20 protein-coding genes are annotated in these 20,457 nt (G+C 56.6%); 14 read left to right on the top strand and 6 right to left on the bottom strand.

The genetic code is table 11. The annotated features are described in order from the left end of the window. Positions 1-3 precede the first annotated feature (3 nt). The 10 genes from E0L16_RS12270 (at position 4) to trpS (ending at position 8,693) form a co-directional block, all read left to right on the top strand. Positions 4-456 carry a HofO family protein gene (locus E0L16_RS12270; RefSeq protein WP_131637016.1) on the top strand — a complete coding sequence of 151 codons (453 nt, stop codon included), beginning with the start codon at positions 4-6 and terminating at the stop codon, positions 454-456. Then, positions 446-850, top strand: coding sequence for a HofP DNA utilization family protein (locus E0L16_RS12265; RefSeq protein WP_131637015.1), 405 nt, complete (start codon positions 446-448; stop codon positions 848-850). Before E0L16_RS12270 ends, E0L16_RS12265 begins: the two co-directional genes overlap by 11 nt. Further along, positions 762-2,000 (top strand): DNA uptake porin HofQ, encoded by a 1,239-nt coding sequence (hofQ, locus tag E0L16_RS12260; protein ID WP_131637014.1) that lies wholly within the window; start codon positions 762-764, stop codon positions 1,998-2,000. Before E0L16_RS12265 ends, hofQ begins: the two co-directional genes overlap by 89 nt. A 286-nt stretch (positions 2,001-2,286) precedes the next feature. Then, positions 2,287-2,808 carry a shikimate kinase AroK gene (aroK, locus tag E0L16_RS12250; RefSeq protein ID WP_003861630.1) on the top strand — a complete coding sequence of 174 codons (522 nt, stop codon included), beginning with the start codon at positions 2,287-2,289 and terminating at the stop codon, positions 2,806-2,808. Between the two features lie 57 nt (positions 2,809-2,865). Beyond that, positions 2,866-3,954 (top strand): 3-dehydroquinate synthase, encoded by a 1,089-nt coding sequence (gene aroB, locus E0L16_RS12245; RefSeq protein WP_131637013.1) that lies wholly within the window; start codon positions 2,866-2,868, stop codon positions 3,952-3,954. Between the two features lie 92 nt (positions 3,955-4,046). Further along, the gene (gene damX / locus E0L16_RS12240) at positions 4,047-5,345 is read left to right on the top strand and encodes a cell division protein DamX (RefSeq protein ID WP_131637012.1); all 1,299 of its coding nucleotides are present in this window, start codon (positions 4,047-4,049) and stop codon (positions 5,343-5,345) included. Positions 5,346-5,412: 67 nt separating this feature from the next. Beyond that, positions 5,413-6,225 carry an adenine-specific DNA-methyltransferase gene (gene dam / locus E0L16_RS12235; protein WP_063449500.1) on the top strand — a complete coding sequence of 271 codons (813 nt, stop codon included), beginning with the start codon at positions 5,413-5,415 and terminating at the stop codon, positions 6,223-6,225. 39 nt (positions 6,226-6,264) lie between these two features. Beyond that, positions 6,265-6,942, top strand: coding sequence for a ribulose-phosphate 3-epimerase (rpe, locus tag E0L16_RS12230; protein ID WP_003861634.1), 678 nt, complete (start codon positions 6,265-6,267; stop codon positions 6,940-6,942). Further along, complete coding sequence (gph, locus tag E0L16_RS12225) at positions 6,935-7,696, top strand: phosphoglycolate phosphatase (RefSeq protein WP_107534058.1); 762 nt, start codon at positions 6,935-6,937, stop codon at positions 7,694-7,696. Before rpe ends, gph begins: the two co-directional genes overlap by 8 nt. Beyond that, positions 7,689-8,693: a tryptophan--tRNA ligase gene (gene trpS, locus E0L16_RS12220; RefSeq protein ID WP_023298773.1), complete on the top strand. Its 1,005-nt coding sequence runs from the start codon at positions 7,689-7,691 to the stop codon at positions 8,691-8,693. Before gph ends, trpS begins: the two co-directional genes overlap by 8 nt. A 72-nt stretch (positions 8,694-8,765) precedes the next feature. On the opposite strand, the gene E0L16_RS12215 is transcribed toward trpS, so the two are convergent. The 5 genes from E0L16_RS12215 to tsgA all read right to left on the bottom strand — a co-directional run bounded on the left by E0L16_RS12215 (position 8,766) and on the right by tsgA (position 14,899). Further along, entirely contained in the window at positions 8,766-8,936 is a 171-nt protein-coding gene (locus tag E0L16_RS12215) for a YhfL family protein (protein ID WP_008503029.1), read from the bottom strand. 143 nt (positions 8,937-9,079) lie between these two features. Continuing rightward, positions 9,080-10,453 carry a siroheme synthase CysG gene (gene cysG, locus E0L16_RS12210; RefSeq protein WP_063865750.1) on the bottom strand — a complete coding sequence of 458 codons (1,374 nt, stop codon included), beginning with the start codon at positions 10,451-10,453 and terminating at the stop codon, positions 9,080-9,082. 134 nt (positions 10,454-10,587) lie between these two features. Next, on the bottom strand, positions 10,588-10,914 hold the full coding sequence (nirD, locus tag E0L16_RS12205) for a nitrite reductase small subunit NirD (RefSeq protein ID WP_063449497.1): 327 nt from the start codon (positions 10,912-10,914) through the stop codon (positions 10,588-10,590). Then, positions 10,911-13,454, bottom strand: a complete 2,544-nt coding sequence (gene nirB / locus E0L16_RS12200; protein ID WP_107534052.1) for a nitrite reductase large subunit NirB — start codon at positions 13,452-13,454, stop codon at positions 10,911-10,913. Before nirB ends, nirD begins: the two co-directional genes overlap by 4 nt. A gap of 260 nt (positions 13,455-13,714) precedes the next feature. Continuing rightward, positions 13,715-14,899: an MFS transporter TsgA gene (tsgA, locus tag E0L16_RS12190; RefSeq protein WP_063449495.1), complete on the bottom strand. Its 1,185-nt coding sequence runs from the start codon at positions 14,897-14,899 to the stop codon at positions 13,715-13,717. Positions 14,900-15,177: 278 nt separating this feature from the next. Here tsgA and ppiA point away from each other — a divergent pair, with 278 nt between their 5' ends. The 4 genes from ppiA to argD all read left to right on the top strand — a co-directional run bounded on the left by ppiA (position 15,178) and on the right by argD (position 18,342). Then, a complete protein-coding gene (gene ppiA, locus E0L16_RS12180) occupies positions 15,178-15,750 on the top strand; it encodes a peptidylprolyl isomerase A (RefSeq protein WP_022649614.1) in 573 nt (190 codons plus the stop codon). A gap of 105 nt (positions 15,751-15,855) precedes the next feature. Beyond that, complete coding sequence (locus E0L16_RS12175) at positions 15,856-16,440, top strand: putative adenosine monophosphate-protein transferase Fic (protein ID WP_063865755.1); 585 nt, start codon at positions 15,856-15,858, stop codon at positions 16,438-16,440. Between the two features lie 30 nt (positions 16,441-16,470). Further along, positions 16,471-17,034: an aminodeoxychorismate synthase component 2 gene (pabA, locus tag E0L16_RS12170; protein WP_131637010.1), complete on the top strand. Its 564-nt coding sequence runs from the start codon at positions 16,471-16,473 to the stop codon at positions 17,032-17,034. 87 nt (positions 17,035-17,121) lie between these two features. Continuing rightward, positions 17,122-18,342, top strand: coding sequence for a bifunctional acetylornithine/succinyldiaminopimelate transaminase (gene argD, locus E0L16_RS12165; protein ID WP_207388505.1), 1,221 nt, complete (start codon positions 17,122-17,124; stop codon positions 18,340-18,342). On the opposite strand, the gene E0L16_RS12160 is transcribed toward argD, so the two are convergent. Beyond that, a complete protein-coding gene (locus E0L16_RS12160) occupies positions 18,339-20,426 on the bottom strand; it encodes a YccS/YhfK family putative transporter (RefSeq protein ID WP_131637068.1) in 2,088 nt (695 codons plus the stop codon). The genes argD and E0L16_RS12160 overlap by 4 nt on opposite strands. Positions 20,427-20,457 lie beyond the last annotated feature (31 nt).

Genomic DNA, 20,457 nt, shown 5'->3' with positions numbered 1-20,457 from the left:
CCAGTGGGGATCTGGTATCAACGCTGGGCTGATGCACGCCCTTCCCGACGCGTACTTTGCTGGTTGATGGCATCGGGATTCATCGCGTTTGTGATGTGGGGGCTGCTGCTCAGACCCGCAGCTCTTCGCTACGCCGATGTTCAGGCGCAGGCCATCAGTACACAGCGGATTAATGCCTCGCTGTGGCCAGAAGCCAGACGGCGACCGGGGGTTACGCAAGGGAAGCCCTCACAGCCCTTTTCTCCGCTGGCATTTCAGCGTGAGGACGCAAGACTGGTGTACTGGAAGCCGCAAAAGAGTGGGGGAGAGCTGGCGCTGGATGTCTCATGGAGTGCCGTTCCGGCGCTCTTTTCCCGGCTGGCGCTTAATAACGTACAGGTGAGCGCGTTTGATCTTACGCCTCAGGGCAAACAGCTACGCCTCAGCCTGCAACTGGAGGTCGGTCATGCGCGGTAAAGCCCGTTTGCTGATCCTGCTTTCTCCGCTTTTCCTGACCGGGATGCGGGATCCCTTCTCAGTGCCACACGAGAGCTGCGCCGCAGGGCAACTGAGCCAGTGGCGTTATCAGGGGATAGTCAGTGGCGGCATGGATATCGGCCTTATGCAGGACGGGCAGAAACGCTGGCACCGGGTAAAAACGCAGATGCGGTTACCGCCAGGCTGGCGGGTGAGTGCGATAGATAAACAACAACTGACCGTTGATGTCGGCGACATGTGCGAGCCGAAGCGATGGACATGGCAACGAGAAGGAACGAAAAAAAGTGAAGTTAAGGATATTGCTGTTGCTGACGGCACTCAGCCAACCCCTGTGGGCCGCCACGCCAAAACCGGTCACCCTGCTGGTGGATGATGTCCCGGTGGTGCAGGTATTACAGGCATTGATAGCGCAGGCGGACCGCAATCTGGTGGTCTCGCCGGACGTCAGCGGTTCGCTTTCGCTAAATTTAACACGGGTGCCCTGGAGGCAGGCGCTCCAGACGGTAGTGAACAGCGCCGGGCTGGTATTGCGGGAAGAGGGCGGCATTTTTTATGTGCATACGGCAGCCTGGCAACGGGAGCAACAGACGCGTAAAGAGCAGGAGCGGGCCCAGCGTTTGCTCGATGCCCCGCTTCTCTCTCACAGCATTCCGTTTGCCTGGGCGGATGCAGCCGAATTGCAAAAAGCGGCGGAGAAGCTCTTAAGCCCGAAAGGCAGTCTGTCCGTCGACAAGCGCACCAATCGTCTCCTGATAAGGGATAACCAGACGGTTGTGGACACGCTCTCGCGCTGGGCGGCGCAGATGGATCTGCCCATCGAGCAGGTGGAGCTGGCGGCGCAAATCGTGACCATCAATGAAAAAAGCCTGCGCGAGCTGGGCGTGAAGTGGAGTCTCGCCGAGGCGTCGGAGGCGGGAAAAGTGGGGCAGGTGACGACGCTTGGTGCCGATCTGTCGGTCGCAAGCGCAACCACCCACGTGGGGTTCAACATCGGGCGCATCAACGGCAGGATGCTGGATCTTGAGCTGTCTGCGCTTGAGCAAAAGCAGCAGGTGGACATTATCGCCAGCCCGCGGCTGCTGGCGTCGCATATGCAGCCGGCCAGCATCAAGCAGGGCAGTGAAATTCCGTATCAGGTTTCCAGCGGCGAGAGCGGGGCGACATCCGTTGAATTTAAAGAGGCGGTATTAGGGATGGAGGTCACACCAGTGGTGCTGCCAGGCGGCCGCGTACGTCTGAAGCTGCATATCAGTGAAAATATGCCCGGGCAGGTACTGCAACAGGCAGACGGCGAAACGCTGGCGATTGATAAACAGGAGATCGAAACGCAGGTAGAAGTAAAAAGTGGGGAAACGATCGCGCTGGGCGGGATCTTTTCGCAAAAGAATAAAACCGGACGCGATAGCGTGCCTGTGCTGGGCAACATACCGTGGCTGGGTCAGTTGTTTCGCCATGACGGAAAAGATAACGAACGGCGCGAGCTGGTGGTGTTTATCACGCCACGTCTGGTCAGTATTCATTAATGGGTAACGATCCCCGCAATGATTTTGCATTCAGTTTGTTGCAGATGTTTGACGTGGGGCATGAATTAGCATACAAGGAGTACCGATTTGAGTTGGACTTACGTCTTATTTCCTTATGCGCCGGGAACGGTGATTTAATCAGTTGCCAAACAAGCCGGAGTATTGAGATAATTTTTCGTCTGACTCTCGCTCTATTGCAAATGAGGTTTCAGTTCATGTCCTGCTACGCCAGGTGTCTGCGCAGCGGGGATTACCATTAACGAATAGTCTTAGTAGTACCGAAAAAATGGCAGAGAAACGCAATATCTTTCTGGTTGGGCCTATGGGTGCCGGCAAAAGCACTATTGGGCGTCAGTTAGCTCAACAACTCAATATGGAATTTTACGATTCTGATCAAGAGATTGAGAAACGAACCGGAGCGGATGTGGGCTGGGTCTTCGACGTAGAAGGCGAAGAAGGTTTCCGTGACCGAGAAGAAAAAGTGATCAACGAACTCACGGAAAAACAGGGCATTGTGCTGGCAACAGGCGGCGGCTCTGTAAAATCTCGCGAAACCCGCAACCGTCTCTCCGCCCGTGGCGTAGTGGTCTATCTTGAGACGACCATCGAAAAACAGCTGGCACGCACGCAGCGTGATAAAAAGCGCCCGTTGTTGCAGGTTGAAACACCGCCACGTGAAGTTCTGGAAGCTTTGGCCGATGAACGCAATCCTCTGTACGAAGAGATTGCTGATGTGACCATTCGTACTGACGATCAAAGCGCTAAAGTGGTTGCAAACCAGATTATTCATATGCTGGAAAGCAACTGATTCTGGCTTTATATACACTCGCCTGCGGGTAAAAGCATTTAAGGTGGATGTCGCGTCATGGAGAGGATTACAGTTACTCTCGGGGAACGTAGTTACCCTATCACCATCGCGGCTGGTTTGTTTAACGATCCAGCTTCCTTCTTACCACTGAAAGCGGGTGATCAGGCGATGCTGGTCACCAACGAGACGCTGGCTCCGCTTTATCTCGACCGTGTACGCCACCTGCTTGAGCAGGCGGGCGTGAAGGTCGACAGTGTGATTCTGCCCGATGGCGAGCAGTACAAAAGCCTGACGGTACTGGATACCGTCTTTACCGCACTTCTGCAAAAACCGCACGGTCGTGATACAACACTGCTTGCCCTTGGCGGCGGCGTTGTGGGCGATCTGACCGGTTTTGCAGCCGCCAGCTATCAGCGCGGTGTGCGCTTTATTCAAATTCCAACCACGTTGCTGTCACAGGTCGATTCTTCTGTAGGCGGTAAAACGGCGGTTAACCATCCGCTCGGCAAAAACATGATTGGCGCGTTCTACCAGCCTGCATCGGTGGTGGTGGATCTCGACTGTCTGAAAACGTTGCCAGCACGCGAACTGGCGTCTGGCCTTGCAGAAGTGATCAAATACGGCATTATTCTTGACGGTGAGTTCTTCAACTGGCTGGAAGAGAATATGGATGCGCTGCTGCGCCTCGATGGGCAGGTCATGGCCTACTGTATTCGCCGTTGCTGTGAGCTGAAAGCAGAAGTCGTTGCCGCAGATGAGCGTGAAACCGGCTTACGTGCTTTACTGAATCTGGGGCATACGTTTGGTCACGCGATCGAAGCCGAAATGGGCTACGGTAACTGGCTTCACGGTGAAGCTGTCGCTGCCGGGATGGTTATGGCGGCCCGTGCCTCTGAACGTCTGGGGCAGTTCAGGCCGGAAGAGACAGCGCGTATCATCGCGTTGCTTAAGCGCGCTGGCTTGCCGGTGAGTGGTCCGCAGGAAATGTCTGCGCAGGCGTACCTTCCCCACATGATGCGCGATAAAAAAGTATTGGCAGGTGAGATGCGTCTGGTGCTCCCGCTTGCAATAGGGAAAAGTGAAGTGCGCGGCGGAGTGCCGCACGAAGTCGTACTTGGCGCTATTGCTGATTGTCAGCAGGCGTAACAACTAGAAAGGTCAGACCGCTGTAACAGGTGGTCGTTTTAGCTTCAGGTAAATGCAGAGTCGTTGGCAGAAGCCTTTGAGTGGGGTGTTAAATGGATGAATTCAAACCAGAAGACGAGCTGAAACCCGATCCCAGCGATCGTCGTACTGGTCGTTCTCGTCAATCTTCAGAACGTGATAACGAGCCGCAGATCAACTTTGACGATGTCGATCTGGATGCAGACGATCGTCGCCCTTCGCGTAGCCGCAACGCGCGTACTGAGCGTGAAGACGAGGCGTTTGAATCCGAAGAAGAGTTAATGGATGAACAGCCTGTTGAACGTCGTCCGCGCAAGCGTAAAAAAGCGGTAGCGGCAAAACCGGCCTCCCGTCAGTACATCATGATGGGCCTTGGCGTTCTGGTGCTGGTACTGCTGATTGTCGGCATTGGTTCCGCGCTAAAAGCCCCTTCTACCCATTCTACCGAGCAGACCGCGTCTGCCGAGAAGAGCATCGACCTGTCAGGTAACGATGCGAGCAACCAGGCGAATGGCGCTCAGCCTGCGCCGGGCACCACCTCCGCAGAGCAGACCGCAGGCAACACCAGCGCCGGTCAGGATATCTCTCTGCCGCCTGTCTCTGCTACCCCGACTCAGGGCCAGGCACCCGCTACGCCTGAAGGCCAGCAGCGTGTTGAGGTTCAGGGCGATCTGAACAACGCGCTGATGCAGCCGCAGAATCAGGAGCAGGTTAACAACGCCGTGGTGAACTCCACGCTGCCAACTGAACCGGCCACCGTTGCGCCAGTGCATGGCAGCAATGCCCAGCAGCAAACTGCGGCAACGGAAACCAAACCGCGCCAGACGCAGACTGCGCCGCGTCAGGAACGTAAGCAGGCCGTGATTGAGCCGAAGCGTGAGACGAAACCACAGGCTGTGGCAAAAGCGCCAGAAACGAAAGCGCCAGCGCAGACAAAACCTGCGGTGAGCCAGCCGGTTAAAGCGCCAACGCCTGCGGCAACCGCTGCACCGAAAGCAACGGCGACCACAACCGCGCCTGCGGCAACTGCGGCACCCGCTGCAACGCCAGCCGCTAGCGCATCCAACACCGCGGCAGGGAAAACGACGGGTAACGTGGGTTCTCTTAAAGCCGCGTCATCCAGCAACTACACGTTGCAGCTGAGCAGTTCGTCTAACTACGACAACCTTAACGCCTGGGCGAAGAAAACGAATCTGAAAAACTACGTGGTTTATCAGACGACCCGTAACGGACAGCCGTGGTACGTGCTGGTAAGCGGTGTTTATGCTTCTAAAGATGAAGCAAAACGTGCCGTCTCCACGCTGCCAGCCGATGTGCAGGCGAAAAATCCGTGGGCGAAGCCGATTCATCAGGTGCAGGCCGATCTGAAGTAATGTTTAAAGCGCAGGATGCTGTCGGAGCTTTCTCCACAGCCGGAGAAGGTGTAATCAGTTAGTCAGCATGAAAAAAAATCGCGCTTTTCTGAAATGGGCAGGGGGGAAATACCCCCTGCTCGATGATATTAAAAAGCACCTGCCGAAAGGCGAGTGTCTTATCGAGCCCTTCGTGGGTGCTGGATCGGTGTTCCTGAATACCGATTTTTCTCGTTATATCCTGGCGGATATCAACAGCGACCTTATCAGCCTCTATAACATCGTCAAACTGCGTACCGATGAGTATGTGGAAGAGGCGCGGAAGCTCTTTACGCCAGAGAACAACAACCCGGACGTCTACTATCAGTTCCGCGCTGAGTTTAATCAGAGCCAGGATCCGTTCCGTCGCGCGCTGTTGTTTCTTTATCTCAACCGCCATGGTTACAACGGCCTGTGCCGGTATAATCTGCGTGGCGAGTTTAACGTGCCGTTTGGCCGCTATAAGCGCCCCTACTTCCCGCAGGACGAACTGTATCACTTTGCTGAAAAAGCGCAGAATGCCGAATTCTATTGTCTCTCCTATGAAGAGTGCATGGAGCTGGCGGGCGTAAACTCGGTGGTTTACTGCGACCCGCCTTACGCGCCGCTGTCTGCCACGGCAAACTTCACCGCCTACCATACCAACAGCTTTAGCCCTGCCGAGCAGGCGCGTCTGGCGGAGTTGGCGGAAAAGCTGGTCAGCAAAAGAATTCCGGTGTTAATTTCGAATCACGACACGCCTGATACGCGCGAATGGTACAAAGCCGCGAAGCATTTTCAGGTAAAAGTGCGGCGTAGCATTAGCAGCAACGGCGGCACACGTAAAAAGGTGGACGAACTTCTGGCGCTTTATCGACCCTGAGCCTTTGCCCGCCGGTAAACACATTTCAAGGAGATGCGGATGAAACAGTTTTTGATTGCTCCCTCAATTCTGTCGGCCGATTTTGCCCGCCTGGGTGAAGACACTGCCAAAGCTCTCGCGGCTGGCGCGGACGTCGTCCATTTCGACGTGATGGATAACCACTACGTTCCCAACCTGACCATCGGTCCGATGGTGCTTAAAGCGCTGCGTAATTACGGGATCACCGCGCCCATTGACGTGCATCTGATGGTGAAGCCGGTTGACCGCATCGTGCCTGATTTTGCCGCAGCGGGTGCCAGCATCATCACTTTCCACCCGGAAGCCTCCGAGCACGTTGACCGCACGCTGCAACTGATCAAAGAGAACGGCTGTAAGGCGGGGCTGGTCTTTAACCCGGCGACCCCGCTGAGCTATCTCGACTACGTGATGGACAAGCTGGACGTGATCCTGCTGATGTCCGTTAACCCGGGCTTTGGCGGCCAGTCGTTTATCCCACAGACCCTCGACAAACTGCGTGAAGTGCGCCGCCGTATCGATGAGTCTGGTTATGATATTCGCCTGGAAGTGGACGGCGGCGTGAAGGTGAATAATATCGGTGAGATTGCGGCTGCGGGTGCGGATATGTTCGTCGCGGGCTCCGCCATCTTCGATCAGCCGGATTACAAAAAAGTCATTGATGAAATGCGCCGTGAACTGGCGAAGGTAAGTCATGGATAAATTGCAGGCTATTCGGGGTGTAGCATTTGACCTCGACGGCACGCTGGTCGACAGCGCGCCAGGATTAACCAGCGCCGTCGATCGGGCGCTGTATGCGCTTGAACTCCCCGTTGCGGGCGAAGAGCGCGTCGTGACGTGGATTGGTAACGGTGCGGACGTGCTGATGGAGCGAGCGCTGACCTGGGCGCGTCAGGAGCGCGCCTCTCAGCGTTCCGCACAGGGAAAACCGAGCGTTGATCTCGCGGATATCCCCCAGGACGAACAGCAGCGTATTCTGCGTAAACTGTTCGACCGTTTCTATGAAGAGACCGTCGAAGAGGGCAGTTTCCTGTTCCCGGATGTCCAGGAAACCCTGAGCGCGCTGCACGCGAAAGGCATCCCGCTGGGGCTGGTGACCAACAAGCCAACACCGTTCGTTGCGCCTCTGCTGGAAGCGCTGGATATCGCGAAATACTTCTCCGTGATTGTGGGCGGCGATGACGTGCAGAATAAAAAGCCGCATCCGGAACCGCTACTGCTGGTGGCAGGAAAATTATCCTTAGCGCCGGCGGAGCTGCTCTTTGTCGGAGATTCCCGCAATGATATTCTGGCTGCCAGAGCGGCAGGTTGCCCGTCTGTTGGGTTGACCTACGGCTACAACTACGGTGAGGCCATTACGCTGAGTGAGCCGGACGTTGTGTTCGACCACTTCAAAGATTTGTTGCCCGCACTCGGGCTCTCGCACAGTGAACATCAGGAATTGAATAATGACTAAGCCCATCGTTTTTAGTGGCGCACAGCCTTCAGGTGAACTGACCATTGGTAACTACATGGGTGCGTTACGTCAGTGGGTGAGCATGCAGGATGACTACCACTGCATTTATTGCATCGTGGATTTGCATGCTATCACCGCGCGTCAGGATCCCGAGAAGCTGCGTAAAGCGACGCTGGATACGCTGGCGCTGTATCTGGCCTGCGGTATCGATCCCGAGAAGAGCACCATTTTCGTTCAGTCTCACGTGCCGGAGCACGCGCAGCTGGGCTGGGCGCTGAACTGCTACACCTACTTCGGTGAGCTGAGCCGCATGACCCAGTTCAAGGATAAATCTGCCCGTTACTCTGAAAACATCAACGCCGGTCTGTTTGACTATCCGGTGCTGATGGCGGCCGATATTCTGCTGTATCAGACCAACCAGGTGCCGGTGGGTGAAGACCAGAAGCAGCATCTGGAGCTGAGCCGCGATATCGCCCAGCGCTTCAACGCGCTGTACGGCGACGTGTTCAAGGTGCCGGAGCCGTTTATTCCAAAATCCGGCGCGCGCGTGATGTCGCTGCTGGAGCCGACCAAAAAGATGTCCAAGTCTGACGATAACCGCAACAACGTTATCGGCCTGCTGGAAGATCCGAAATCGGTGGTGAAAAAGCTCAAGCGTGCGGTAACCGACTCCGATGAGCCGCCGGTAGTGCGCTACGACGTGCAGAATAAAGCGGGCGTGTCCAACCTGCTGGACATCCTCTCCGGCGTAACCGGACAGAGCATCCCTGAGCTGGAAAAACACTTCGAAGGCAAGATGTACGGCCACCTGAAAGGCGAAGTGGCTGATGCCGTTTCCGGTATGCTGACCGAGTTGCAGGAGCGTTATCATCGTTACCGTAACGACGAAGCTTTCCTGCAAAAAGTGATGAAAGAGGGCGCAGAAAAAGCCAGCGCGCGCGCGTCGGAAACCCTGAAAGCGGTGTACGAGGCGATTGGGTTTGTGGCGAAACCTTAAGCCGCTACCCGACAAATACGGACTCAATAAAAAAACCGGGAAATTCCCGGTTTTTTTATGCCTGAAAAACGCTTACTGCTGTGCCGCCGGGCCGCAACCGCCAATGATCTTCGAAATGGAGATCGCCGGGTGCAGCAGGTAATCATAGCTGCAATTATTTTTAGTATTTTGAACGTGACCGGTGCAGGCCGTCAGAGTTGATAACAGGCCGACCAGAACGGCAGCTTTTGCCAGTTTGAACATACGCATTCCTTGTCTAAAAATCTAAAATTGGATGTAACACGAGGGAATAAATGGAAAAGTTCCATTATGCGGGCGGTATGTTATCGACTGAGGTATGAAGGGAGTAGTCCGCATAAGGACTACTCCAGGAAGAGAGACTATGGTTAGTGGTTTGAGAACCAGTTCAGCTTTTCGCGCAGCTCAACCACGCGTCCAACAACGATCAGCGCCGGGCTTTGAACCTGCTGCGCCAGCTCGCCCAACTGCGTCAGCACGCCATCAACCACGCGCTGCGTAATGGCGGTACCGTTTTCTACCAGCGCGACCGGCATATCTGCTTCCATGCCGTGCTCCAGCAGTTTCGCCTGAATAGTGGCGGCCTGATTTAGCCCCATATAGAAGACCAGCGTCTGCTTTTCAGCGGCCAGATTATGCCAGTCCAGCTCGCTGCCGGTTTTCAGGTGCCCCGTTACCAGGCGCACGCTCTGGGCATAATCGCGATGGGTCAACGGGATACCGGAATAGGCAGAACAGCCGGATGCCGCCGTAATGCCCGGCACTACGGAGAACGGAATACCCGCGTTGCACAGGGTTTCCAGCTCTTCGCCGCCGCGACCAAAGATAAACGGATCGCCACCCTTCAGGCGTACCACGCGCTTACCTTTTTGCGCTTCCCGCAGCAGGATCTGGTTGATCTCCTCCTGCGGCACGCAGTGATAGCCCGCCCGTTTACCGACGAACACGCGGTCAGCATCCCGGCGTACCAGGTTCATGATGTCATCAGAGACCAGACGGTCATACACCACGATATCGGCCTGCTGGATCTGCTGTAGGCCTTTCAGCGTCAGCAGGCCTGCGTCGCCGGGACCTGCGCCCACCAGCACCACTTCACCGCGGTGATCCAGCGGTTCAGAGAGAAGCTGCTCGGTGGTCTCTTCAACCGCCTTTGCGTCCTGATTGGCCAGCGACTGCGCCAGCCTGTCGTTGACAAAGAATTTCTCCCAGAAGCGACGACGCTCGCCCACGGTTGAGAAGGTTTGCTTCACGCGGGAACGAAGCTGCCCGGCGTAGTGGGCAATCTGGCCGAGATGCTGCGGCAGCACGGCCTCCAGTTTTTCCCGCAGCAGGCGCGCAAGCACGGGCGAGCGGCCGCCGGACGACACCGCAATCATCAGCGGTGAACGGTCGATAATCGACGGCATGATAAAGCTCGCCTCTTTCGGCGCATCCACCACGTTACAGAAGATGCGGCGCGCTTCGCAGGCGTCGCTGACGCGCTGGTTAACGTCATCGTTATCCGTTGCGGCGATGGTCAGCCAGCAGGTTTCCAGCAGGGATTCATCAAATTCGCCCTGCACCAGCGTGAGCATCCCTTCCTGCGCCCAGACGTCAAACTGTGGGGCAAAGGTGAGGGCGTTAACGGTCAGGCGGGCGCCAGCCTCCAGAAGCAGGCGGGCTTTGCGTTCAGCCACATCGCCGCCGCCCACGAGCAGGCAGTCGCGGTTGCGTAATTGACAAAAAATCGGCAGGTGATCCACGACGTTACCTCACAGCATTCATGGCGGGGGAAGAATTGACGTCAGGATAACAGCAGGGATCGTACAGAACATACGGTTTTTCCTGCTGCTACCCACAAGAGGTCATAAGCCTTTCCTATTGGAAAGGCGGAGGGTTACGCTTTCAGCTGCACCTCGCCGTCCTTCACGCGGACGTCGTAGTGCTTCACAGAGAAGCTTTCGTCTTCCATGCAGCGCCCGTCGGTTAAGCGGAAGCGCTGCTTTTTCAGCGGGCTGGCGACCCACAGGTCGCCCTGGTGCTCGGCAATCAGTCCGCGGGAGAGCACGCTGGCCTCAAAGAACGGGTCGATATTGCTGATGGCAAAGACCTGTTCATCGTGGCGAGGGCGGAAAATCGCCACCTGCTCGTTACCCAGCAAAGCACAGACGCCGGTTGCTGGCAGAATGTCGTTAATGTTGCAGATGTTTACCCACTGGCTCATGCGTTTTCCTCCACCAGCATCACAGGAATGCGTTCATACGGGGTTGCAGGACGATGCTGTTCGCGCTCCGGTACCACCTGCACGTTCGGGTCGCGCTGGGTGCTGTTGATAAAGTGTTTGAAGCGAGTCTGCGCCGCAGGCGTGTTCACGGTTTCGGTCCACTCGCAGATCACCGCCTCGCGCAGGCGAGCCATCTCGGACTCCAGCTGTTCGTTCAGACCCAGCTTGTCGTCAATGATGACCGACTTCAGGTAGTCGATACCGCCTTCGAGATTATCCAGCCAGGACGCGGTACGGGTCAGCTTATCGGCGGTGCGAATGTAGAACATCATGAAGCGGTCGAGATACTTGATCAGCGTATCGCGATCGAGATCCGCCGCCAGCAGATCCGCGTGGCGAGGTTTCATCCCGCCGTTGCCGCACACGTACAGGTTCCAGCCTTTCTCGGTGGCGATGATACCCACGTCTTTACCCTGCGCTTCCGCACATTCACGGGTACAGCCTGAGACGCCGAACTTCATTTTGTGTGGAGTACGGATGCCTTTGTAGCGGTTTTCCAGCTCGACGCCGAAGCCCACGCTGTCGCCTACGCCGTAGCGGCACCAGGTGCTGCCCACGCAGGTTTTCGCCATGCGCAGCGCTTTGGCATACGCGTGACCGGTTTCGAAGCCCGCTTCAATCAGCTGACGCCAGATTTCCGGCAGATCATCTTTTTGCGCACCAAACAGGCCGATACGCTGAGAACCGGTGATTTTGGTGTACAGGTTAAACTCACGGGCGATACGGCCCACGGCGACCAGCCCTTCCGGAGTAATTTCCCCTCCGGCAGAACGCGGGATCACCGAGTAAGTCCCGTCTTTCTGAATATTGGCCAGGAAGTTGTCGTTAGTGTCCTGAAGCGGGGTGTGCTCTGGTTTGAGCACATACTCGTTCCAGCAGGACGCCAGCAGGGAACCGACGGTCGGCTTACACACTTCACAGCCGTAGCCCTGGCCATGTTTCTCCAGCAGCTCGTCGAAGGATTTGATGCCTTCCACACGGATCAGGTGATACAGCTCCTGGCGAGAGTAAGCGAAGTGCTCGCACAGGTTGTTGTTCACTTCGATGCCCTGTTTCGCCAGTTCAGCGTTCAGCACCTGCGTGACCAGCGGAATACAGCCGCCGCAGCCGGTACCGGCTTTGGTTTCGGCCTTCAGCGCCGCAACGGTGTGGCAGCCTTTGTTGATGGCGGAGATCAGCATGCCTTTAGTGACGTCGAAGCAGGAGCAAATCTGCGCGCTGTCCGGCAGTTTATCTACGCCGATCGACGGTTTACCGCTGGAGGCATGTGCCGGCAGGATCAGCGCGTCCGGGTTTTCCGGCAGCTCAATGGCGTTCAGCACCAGCTGGAGCAGGTTACCGAAGTCGCTGGTGTCGCCCACCAGCACCGCACCGAGCAGGGTTTTGTTGTCCTGGCTGACGATAAGGCGTTTGTAGACCTCTTTGCTTTCGTCCAGATAGACGTAGCTGCGGGAGTTCGGAGTGCGGCCATGCGCATCGCCAATGCCGCCTACGTCCACGCCCAGCAGCTTCAGCTTGGCGCTCATGTCTGCGCCGGTAAAGGCGTTTTCGTTGCCGAGGATATGGTCAACGGCAACCTGCGCCATTTTGTACCCTGGCGCCACCAGACCGTACACGCGGTTATTCCAGCTGGCACATTCGCCGATGGCGTAGATATCCGGATCGGAGGTCTGGCAGGTATCGTTGATCATGATCCCGCCGCGCTGGGCGACGGCCAGGCCGCACTGCGTGGCGAGCTTGTCGCGTGGACGAATACCGGTGGAGAAGACGATGAAGTCCACTTCCAGCTCGCTGCCGTCGGCAAAGCGCATGGTTTTACGCGCTTCGGTACCTTCCTGCACGATCTCTTTGGTGTTTTTGCTGGTGTGAACCTTCACGCCCATGCTTTCGATTTTACGGCGTAGCTGATCGCCACCCATGTGGTCCAGCTGTTCCGCCATCAGCATCGGGGCAAATTCGATGACGTGGGTTTCAACGCCGAGGTTTTTCAGCGCGCCTGCCGCTTCCAGGCCCAGCAGACCACCGCCGACAACCGCACCGCGTTTGCTTCGACGCGCGCAGGATTCAATGGCGTTGAGGTCTTCAATGGTACGGTAAACGAAGCAATCCTGGGTTTCCGACCCTTTAATCGGCGGGATCCACGGATACGAGCCAGTCGCCATGATCAGCTTATCGTAAAAAACCGTACGCCCGGCGCTGGAGTGGATCACTTTCTCCTGACGGTTGATGGTGATAGCGCGTTCGCCCACCAGCACTTTTACGCCATGCTTCTCGTAGAACCCGTCGCGCACCAGAGAGAGCTCTTCGGCGGTATGGTGGGAGAAGTAGGAAGACAGGTGCACACGGTCGTACGCCTTGCGGGGTTCTTCACAGAACACGGTAATATCGAACTGGTCAGCATCGGCTTTATCGAGAAGATCCTCAATAAAGCGGTGGCCGACCATGCCGTTACCGATGATAGCGAGTCTGACTTTGCTCATTTTTGCCTCGATTTCTTTTCTATTACTGCCTACCTTAACGATTCAGCAGAGGCACTTATTGATGCAAATCAAATACGCCTGCACCTACCCCTTAGTGGGTATATCTATGATTTGTCAGGATTTTTATAAGTGGCGGATATTGTTCGTTTTTTGTGCTTGCTTGTTTTTTACGCAAATTTAGTGGGGTTTTTTACGAATCGGCAGTCAGAGCGGGTGAGCAGGGTGAAACCCCTTTGCAGAACGCAAAGGGGTGATGGCGATTAGTGGGTAGCCGTTGCCGTATTGTGCTGGCGGTGACGGGTCACAAAGCCCAGCACGAAGCACATGATAAACACCACGGCGTACAGACCATTAGCGGTATGCAGCGCCGCCAGCGGGCCGCTGTGCGCTACGATCGGGCCAGTGACCACGAAGGTCAGCATGGTGCCGATGGTGCCGCAGGTCAGCACGAAGTTCACCAGCTTTGGCGAGGCCACTTTGGTCTGGAGTGAGCCAAGGGTGATGATCGAGGTATAAATCGCGCTGGAGAAGAAGCCCAGGGTCAGAATGAACCACGGCATATGCTCCGGGGAACCGTTGATAAACAGATACATCAGCACGGTCGCCAGACCCGCCAGAACGGTCAGAATACGTTGCAGGTCGAAGAAGCGCAGGATGAAGCTAAAGGCCCACATGCCGAACATGTAAGACATCCAGAAATCGCTCACCAGCTTGCCCGCGTCGTTCAGGCTCATGCCCAGACCTTTTGCGTATTCCGGTACCCACGAGATAAAGCCCAGCTGACCGAGGATGTAGCACAGGGCGGCAATGGAGAGGAACAGCACGCCGATACCCCATTTTTCCTTCGCCACCGGCTCTGAGGTGGTCTGCGCTTTTTTGCCGAGTACCGGGAAGTCACAGCCGAAGGTCAGAATGAAGATCGCGACATAGACCAGACCGATACAGGCGTATACCCAGTACCATTCAATGCTGCGCGCGAGAAGATACGCGGCGACCATCGGGAAAATCATCCCGGCCATGCTGAAGAAGGAGTCGGTAAACAGCAGACGCGCGCCGCGCTGGCGGCCTTCATACATATGGGTGATCAGGAACGTACCGATCGACATGGTGATCCCGCTCACCAGGCCCAGCACGAACATGGCGGCGGAGAACAGGGCGATGCTGTGGCTCAACATCAGGCCCGCCACGGCGGCAACCATCAGCACGAAGCCGAAGCGCAGCTGGGTTTTCAGCGGCACGATTTCCATCAGCCAGGCATTCAGGAAAATAGAGATCAGGATCCCCGCGTTCAGGAAGGTGAAGGTGTTACTCATGCTGGAAACGGGCAGCTGGAAATACTCTGCGATATTACCCATCACCATCCCGGTGACGATCACCAACGCGCCGGTCAGGGCGTAAGAGAAGAAGCTGATCCATGTGAGCTTGATGCGATTGCTGTTAGTCATGTCTGGCCTGTTAAAAGTAAAGAAAAACGCATGGACTGCGTTTGAGCGGGCAGATTTTAGTCGCGAAAGTGATCTAATTAAATCTTTTAAGAAAATTTTGAGCACAATTGCAGGCTTTAACGTGATAAAGATCACATTCTATCGCGTGCTGAACAATCGTTTGCGCGGTAATAATTGTTTCAATTTCGTAAAATTAGGTAAAAGACTGGTCTGGGTTCATACTGCTCTTTAGAATCAAGCCATTCGCTTTTTATACTGCGCTTTGTTAAGGAATTCTCATGCTCAAATCAACACTGGCGGCTGTCGCAGCTGTGTTTGCTCTTTCTGCCGTTTCCCCTGCTGCGCTGGCAGCCAAAGGAGACCCTCACGTCCTGCTGACTACCTCTGCGGGGAATATTGAGCTGGAGCTGGATAGCCAGAAAGCCCCCGTTTCCGTGAAAAACTTCCTCGACTACGTGAACAGTGGTTTTTATAACAACACCACGTTCCACCGCGTGATCCCGGGCTTTATGATTCAGGGCGGCGGTTTCAACGAGCAGATGCAGCAGAAAAAGCCTAACCCGCCAATCAAAAATGAAGCGGATAACGGCCTGCTGAACAAGCGCGGCACTATTTCCATGGCGCGTACGGCGGATAAAGACAGCGCCACCAGCCAGTTCTTCCTCAACGTGGCGGACAACGCTTTCCTGGATCACGGCCAGCGCGACTTTGGCTATGCGGTCTTCGGTAAAGTGGTGAAAGGCATGGACGTGGCGGACAAGATCTCTCAGGTTCAGACCCACGATGTCGGTCCATACCAGAATGTGCCGTCTAAGCCAGTGGTGATCCTCTCCGCGAAAGTGCTGCCGTAATCGTTCTTCCACACGGGCATATCCTGCCCGTGTCTTTCCCTCCTCCCAGCGAAAGCGCGTTTTGCTGCTTATACTTGTGGCAAACGGACTATTCAGGGAGGCGTAGTGAAAAAACTCACCGACAAGCAAAAATCCCGACTCTGGGAGCAACAGCGTAGCGTCAATCTTCAGGCCAGTCGCCTTCTTGAAAAAGGCAAGGGTCCAGCTGACCCCGATATTGAGACGCTGGAACTGGGGCCTTCTGCACCGGGTTTACCCCATCTGTGCCTTATTCACCGCCATTTATTCCGCAACGAAATGAAAGGGGCTGGTGAGCTGCGCACCGCCGATATTTCCAAAGGCGACATTCCTTTTTGCCATTTCGAGTACATCGAGAAGGTGGGGAATGAGCTGATGGCTTCGCTGGAAACCGATAAATATCTGGTCGGCCTTCCGAAAGAGGATTTCACAGATAAAATGAGTCACTACTACTGTGAAATCAACATGCTACATCCGTTTATGAGCGGCAATGGCGTGGCCCAGCGGATCTTCTTTGAACAGCTGGCGATCCATGCGGGTTACGTACTGAACTGGCAGGGTATCGACCCGGACGACTGGGCCGCCGCCAACCAGAGCGGGGCGACGGGGGATCTGGCCGCCCTGAACGCCATCTTTGCTAAAGTAGTGAGCGAAGCGCGGGGATCTGAGTAGAATAGGGCGGCAATTTTTTCGGGGGCCGCCATGATTCTGCTGATTGATAACTACGATTCCTTTACCTGGAACCTTTACCAGTATTTTTGTGAGCTGGGGGCAGAGGTGGTTGTCCGCCGTAACGACGAGATCGCGCTGGCAGACATTGACACGCTGGCTCCCCGGAAAATCGTGATTTCGCCGGGGCCGTGTACCCCGTCGGAGTCCGGTGTCTCCCTGGAGGCGATCCGCCACTACGCGGGCAGGCTGCCGATTCTGGGGGTCTGCCTGGGCCATCAGGCCATTGCGCAGGTTTTTGGCGCGACCATTGTCCGTGCCGCGAAAGTCATGCACGGTAAAACCTCGCCGGTCACGCACACCGGTACGGGCGTATTCTCAGGACTCAACAATCCGCTAACCGTGACGCGCTACCATTCGCTGGTGATCGATCCGCCGACGCTCCCGGCCTGCTTTGAGGTTACCGCCTGGAGCGAGACGCAGGAGATCATGGGCATTCGTCACCGGGACTGGGATCTTGAAGGCGTGCAGTTCCACCCGGAAAGCATCCTGAGCGAGCAGGGGCACGCGCTGCTGGCGAATTTCCTCAACCGCTGAATATCTGTTGCCTTGTTGTGATTTTTTATGCATATTTTGTGATTATATTTTCACAATCACTGTGACATAAAAATGGATGGTCATGACATGGCAACTGAACAACCAGCAATTACCCGCGCGACATTCGATGAAGTGATCCTGCCGATTTATGCACCGGCTGAGTTTATTCCGGTAAAAGGGAAAGGCAGCCGCGTGTGGGATCAGCAGGGCAGAGAGTACGTGGATTTCGCGGGCGGTATTGCGGTGACGGCGCTGGGCCATTGCCATCCTGCGCTGGTGGACGCGCTGAAAACCCAGGGCGAAACCCTGTGGCACACCAGCAACGTTTTCACCAACGAACCGGCGCTGCGCCTGGGCCGTAAGATCATCGATGCAACCTTCGCCGAACGCGTGCTGTTTATGAACTCCGGCACCGAAGCCAACGAAACCGCCTTTAAGCTGGCGCGCTATTACGCAACCACGCGCCACAGCCCGTATAAAACCAAAATCATTGCCTTCCATAACGCTTTCCACGGTCGCTCGTTCTTTACCGTTTCCGTGGGCGGCCAGCCGAAGTATTCCGACGGCTTTGGCCCGAAACCAGCGGACATCATCCACGTGCCGTTTAACGATCTGCACGCGGTGAAGGCGGTGATGGACGACCACACCTGCGCGGTGGTGGTCGAGCCGATTCAGGGGGAAGGCGGCGTCACGGCGGCTACCCCGGAATTTCTGCAAGGGCTGCGCGAGCTGTGCGATGCGCATCAGGCGTTGCTGGTGTTTGATGAAGTGCAGTGTGGAATGGGGCGTACCGGGGATCTGTTCGCTTACATGCACTACGGCGTCACGCCGGATATTCTGACCAGCGCGAAAGCGCTCGGCGGCGGCTTCCCGGTCAGCGCGGTGCTCACCACCCAGGATATCGCTTCCGCGTTCCACGTCGGCTCACACGGCTCCACCTACGGCGGTAATCCGCTGGCGTGCGCCGTGGCGGGCGCGGCGTTCGACATCATCAACACGCCGGACGTTCTGAACGGCGTGAATGCGAAACGCGACCTGTTTGTGAAACACCTGAAAAAGATTGATGAACAGTACGACGTGTTCAGCGAGATCCGCGGCATGGGGCTGCTGATCGGCGCCGAGCTGAAGCCGCAGTACAAAGGCCGCGCGCGCGATTTCCTGCACGCCGCCGCCCATGAAGGCGTCATGGTGCTCAACGCCGGGCCGGACGTGATGCGCTTTGCGCCGTCGCTGGTGGTGGAAGAGAACGACATTGAAGACGGGTTAACCCGCTTTTCCGCGGCGGTCGCGAAGATTGTAAAAGGCTAATACGCCGTCCGCTTTAACCTGCGGGTTAACCAAATCCCGTGATGCGGACGCTGACGCCATGCCACCGACGAAATGGTGTGCATGGTGTTCAGGTGCCCGAGAACGCGCTGCAAATGCTGCTCCAGGGTGCTCATCGGGCCGTGGGTGAGTGTTTCCGGCGCTTCCAGAATATTTGACTCTCCTGACTCGCCCGGCGCGTCATACTCCAGACGCTGCTGGCAGCTCTGCAACGCAATTTCACACGACTGCAAATAGCGCTGCGCCAGGTCTGGCGTCAGCATGGTGTGCTCGCGCGCCAGCGTGGTCATGGCGTTGATGTGCTCGACGATAAACTGGCTGTGCGTGACCCACAGCTTCATGTCCGCCAGGTAGTGCGCGTTAAAGCCCGGCTCCTGCATGGCCTGGTTCAGGGAGTTGAACAGGGCGTTGTGCGCCTGGTTGACCTTCATGCGCTCGTAGGCCAGCGGGGAGGGCTGCGGGTCGTCGCTCAGGATCAGGCGAATGGCCTGCTGATCGGCCTCCAGCGCGTCGTGGGCGTTCTGCCTCAGCAGCCCGCTCTGCCACTGTGGCCACAGCCAGACCATACCACCAAAGGCGATCAGACAGCCGATCAGCGTATCGACCAGACGGGCAATAATAAACTGTTCCCCGTTAAGCGTGAGCAGTTGCAGGGTATACACCGCCGTCACCGTAAAGCCCACCATCGCCCAGCCGTAGTTTTTGCGGATAATCAGATAGCTCACCAGGGTGATCGCCAGCATACCGGCCAGGGTATAGCCCTCCGGCACGTGGAAGTGCAGCGTCACGCCCGCGATAATCAGCCCCGCCATCGTGCCGCCCGCACGATGCAGTATACGGACCCGCGTGGCGCCATAGCCGTTCTGGGTAACAAACAGCACGGTCATTAAGATCCAGTAGGGTTTCGGCAGGTGCAGGGCCATTCCCATCAGGCTGGCGATGCTCAGCATCACGCTGATCCGCGCGGCGTTGCGCAGGGCGGAAGACTTCAGTGAAAGATAGCTTTTCAGCGCGGGCAGCAGCGGGAGCCGTTTTTGCTTATCGGCCATCAGGTCGCGGGCATAAAGCGGGCGCTGGGTGCGCAGCACGCGGGCGATGCGGCTGAAATGCCAGGCGGCAAATTGCCCGACCGGGTTATCCGCGTGCTGACGCGCAATCTTTTCCAGCGCGCCGAGCTGTTTATCCATGTTAAAGCGCGTCGGATAGCGGTGATAGAGAATATCATCAGCCAACACCCGCAGGCGCGCCGCGACGGTCTGCGCGTTCCAGCGGATCACCGCTTCCGCATGGCTGCGCTCCACCAGCTTTTGCACTTCTTCCGGATTATGCAGGCTGACGGAGATATGCTCCTGCAAATCCAGCCCGACCTGGAAGGTGCGCAGCAGCCGCTTGTATTCATGATTTTTATTGGCGGCAAGCATGTGCAGCTGCTGGTAGCACTGGCTGATCAGATCCACCACTTTTTGCTGCCGCTCCAGCAGCGGCGGCAGGGATTTTTCCGGGTCGGTATGCTGAGTGAGCAGGGTGTATTTTGCTTCGCAGTATTCAGCAAGCTGCACGTAGAGCAGGCTCAGGGATTCACGCAGCGGCTGTTCCCGCCACAGCCAGAACCAGAACCAGTTAAACAGCCCGTACCACAGCGTGCCGAGGGCGTAGATCAGCAATGGCTCCCACACCGGCATATTGCCCGCAAGGCTTAAGGTGAAGATGGCGGCTATCAGCGACGCGGGAAGCAGGCGGGCGTGCAGCGAACTGATTTCGGCGGTGACGCCGAGCGTCATCGCCAGCACGGTCAGGATCAGCGGCAGCGGAATGTCGCGGGCCAGTAAAAGCTGCACGGCAAGGCTACAGCCGGCAAACAGGCAGCCGCCAATAATCAGGCGTTTGAAAAAGCGTTTATGCGGCGTGTCCAGACCGGCAATGTTGCAGCAGGCGGGCACGAGAGAAAACAGCAACCCCTGCTGAAGATGTCCGAGGAGCAGGCCCACGGCCACGGGGAGACACAACACCAGCGTTTGTCGCAGTGCGTAGTTAACTTCCGGGTGATAGATCAGCCTGCGCCACATGAGGAGTAGAGACAAAAACGGCGTGCCACCC

The organism is Enterobacter quasihormaechei (assembly GCF_004331385.1).
Lineage (GTDB): Bacteria > Pseudomonadota > Gammaproteobacteria > Enterobacterales > Enterobacteriaceae > Enterobacter > Enterobacter quasihormaechei.
The sequence above is the reverse complement of the archived record's forward strand: the minus strand, read 5'-3'. Positions and strand labels throughout refer to the sequence as shown.

Excerpts from the sequence above, each read along its gene's own strand:
- pabA (WP_131637010.1), top strand. The coding sequence starts at position 16,471 with ATGATTCTGCTGATTGATAACTACGATTCCTTTACCTGGAACCTTTAC.
- damX (WP_131637012.1), top strand. The coding sequence starts at position 4,047 with ATGGATGAATTCAAACCAGAAGACGAGCTGAAACCCGATCCCAGCGAT.
- E0L16_RS12215 (WP_008503029.1), bottom strand. The coding sequence starts at position 8,936 with ATGTTCAAACTGGCAAAAGCTGCCGTTCTGGTCGGCCTGTTATCAACT.
- gph (WP_107534058.1), top strand. The coding sequence starts at position 6,935 with ATGGATAAATTGCAGGCTATTCGGGGTGTAGCATTTGACCTCGACGGC.
- argD (WP_207388505.1), top strand. The coding sequence starts at position 17,122 with ATGGCAACTGAACAACCAGCAATTACCCGCGCGACATTCGATGAAGTG.
- dam (WP_063449500.1), top strand. The coding sequence starts at position 5,413 with ATGAAAAAAAATCGCGCTTTTCTGAAATGGGCAGGGGGGAAATACCCC.
- E0L16_RS12265 (WP_131637015.1), top strand. The coding sequence starts at position 446 with ATGCGCGGTAAAGCCCGTTTGCTGATCCTGCTTTCTCCGCTTTTCCTG.
- aroK (WP_003861630.1), top strand. The coding sequence starts at position 2,287 with ATGGCAGAGAAACGCAATATCTTTCTGGTTGGGCCTATGGGTGCCGGC.
- E0L16_RS12160 (WP_131637068.1), bottom strand. The coding sequence starts at position 20,426 with ATGTGGCGCAGGCTGATCTATCACCCGGAAGTTAACTACGCACTGCGA.
- nirD (WP_063449497.1), bottom strand. The coding sequence starts at position 10,914 with ATGAGCCAGTGGGTAAACATCTGCAACATTAACGACATTCTGCCAGCA.
- rpe (WP_003861634.1), top strand. The coding sequence starts at position 6,265 with ATGAAACAGTTTTTGATTGCTCCCTCAATTCTGTCGGCCGATTTTGCC.
- trpS (WP_023298773.1), top strand. The coding sequence starts at position 7,689 with ATGACTAAGCCCATCGTTTTTAGTGGCGCACAGCCTTCAGGTGAACTG.
- tsgA (WP_063449495.1), bottom strand. The coding sequence starts at position 14,899 with ATGACTAACAGCAATCGCATCAAGCTCACATGGATCAGCTTCTTCTCT.
- nirB (WP_107534052.1), bottom strand. The coding sequence starts at position 13,454 with ATGAGCAAAGTCAGACTCGCTATCATCGGTAACGGCATGGTCGGCCAC.
- ppiA (WP_022649614.1), top strand. The coding sequence starts at position 15,178 with ATGCTCAAATCAACACTGGCGGCTGTCGCAGCTGTGTTTGCTCTTTCT.
- aroB (WP_131637013.1), top strand. The coding sequence starts at position 2,866 with ATGGAGAGGATTACAGTTACTCTCGGGGAACGTAGTTACCCTATCACC.